The sequence below is a fragment of the Polaromonas sp. P1_G4 genome (genome assembly GCF_056405475.1).
In genome coordinates this window covers 1-862 of record NZ_JBFUCA010000941.1, presented here as the reverse complement: position 1 = coordinate 862, position 862 = coordinate 1, and the positions used below count along the sequence as shown (strand labels likewise).

The 862-nt window shown below is 52.7% G+C and carries 2 protein-coding genes; both read left to right on the top strand.

Annotation, left to right across the window (positions count from 1 at the left end; translation table 11 throughout):
- Nucleotides 1-644, top strand: a 644-nt coding sequence (locus AC1D1X_RS24615; protein WP_477699530.1) for an FkbM family methyltransferase, incomplete at its 5' end; no start/stop codon positions are given.
- Nucleotides 641-862 (top strand): NAD-dependent epimerase/dehydratase family protein (locus AC1D1X_RS24610; RefSeq protein ID WP_477699529.1); only part of this gene is annotated, 222 nt, incomplete at its 3' end. The genes AC1D1X_RS24615 and AC1D1X_RS24610, both read left to right, overlap by 4 nt.

Genomic DNA, 862 nt, shown 5'->3' with positions numbered 1-862 from the left:
GTTTTGAGCCCAGTCCCGAGCAATCAGAAATGCTCGCAAGAAATGTTGCGCTAAATGATCTGAACAACTTGGTCATTAATCGCAAGGGACTGTGGGATGTCAGCAGCCAGCGGCTTCGTCTTGAAGGCTTCGACTCGTTCGCCAATTCGGTCGTTGCGGACACTGCCGAAGATAGTTTTGAAACGGTACGAATTGACGACTATTGCGCCGCAATGCAACGCCGACTCGGCGTCATCATGCTCGATATTGAGGGCGCGGAGTTTCGTGCGCTGCTAGGAGCTGAAAAAACACTCCTGAATAACCACCCAAGCATCGTTTTTGAAGTTCACCGGGACTATGTGGACTGGTCAAACGGCTTACTAAATGCACCAGTTTGTAAATTGTTGAGCGCAGCGGGCTATCAGCTTTTTGCGGTGCGCGATTTCCACAATAACCACGAAGTCGGGGAGCTTTGTATCGAACTCATTCCGGYCGAGGCCGTTTACCTCGAGGGCCCACCGCATGGCTTCAACATGCTGGCCGTAGCAAATACGCAACTCATATCTGGCCCCCTTTTCAAGCAGGTAAAGAACGTGAGCCCCAAGTTACTCCGTCATAAATCACCTGAACTACATCATCCCTTGGATGGGTTTCCTGGCGAATGAAATTCACAGTGTTTGGTGGCGCCGGGTTTGTCGGCCGTCACTTGGTCACTCATCTGCGTGAGCGCGGTTACGAAGTAACCGCGCCGGTGCGCGGCGCGCTAGTCCATAGCGAGGAGAACCTCGGCCACGTGATTTATGCGATCGGCCTGACAGCCAACTTTCGCAGTCGACCACATGACACCGTCGAAGCGCATGTTGGTTTACTCTCAACATTGCTC